General features: G+C 48.5%; 1 pseudogene. It reads right to left on the bottom strand.

The features are described from left to right. A pseudogene (locus Ga0451573_RS18915) lies at positions 1-204 on the bottom strand (IS110 family RNA-guided transposase); the annotation flags it as partial. Positions 205-647: the final 443 nt, after the last annotated feature.

Below are 647 nucleotides of genomic sequence, written 5' to 3'. Positions count from 1 at the left end.
ATAATTCCCAGTAGACTCCATAATGACATTAGGCCTCATGCCAGTGAGGTATTCCATATGTTCGAGACGGTCAATGAGCATCGAAATACCTTGAGGTGTGTGAGGAATTGATACCGGCTTCTTAAAGGGTTCATGCATAGAAAGATACGTGGCAGCAAAACTACTTCCTTTTGAAACGTCCAAACTTAAAACAGGCTTGTACATATAAAACCTCCTTTGACTCCAGGATCCTGTCCGGGCACTCTCCACAGGTTCGCGATGTGATCCGGGATTAAATCCCAACCAGCTCAGACGTGGTATGAATGCCTTTAGAGGGAGTGGACACTTTAGGCGACGGGGTCAAAAGCCCCAACAACGAGCACGTCCTAAACCCTGGTTTTACTCCAGTGTAAAGGACCGGAATAAAATAAAAAAGGCCATACCAGTCTGAACTGGTTATGACCGTATTATACGAACAACGGGCTAAATGGTTCCGCTGCGCTCCGACCCAACTTTCCCCGTCCTCGGGCTGTCACGCCTTTTGCGGTAAGTGGGGAAGGGATGCAAGAGCAAAAGTCGCGCCAGCCCTGTGGGCGGGAAAAGTTCATTTAGCCCCAATGCGATAGTACGCCAAGCAAAGCTTGGTACTGCTTACAGGGTTAAAGTCC

The organism is Phosphitispora fastidiosa (assembly GCF_019008365.1).
GTDB lineage: Bacteria > Bacillota > Thermincolia > Thermincolales > UBA2595 > Phosphitispora > Phosphitispora fastidiosa.
The sequence above is the reverse complement of the archived record's forward strand: the minus strand, read 5'-3'. Positions and strand labels throughout refer to the sequence as shown.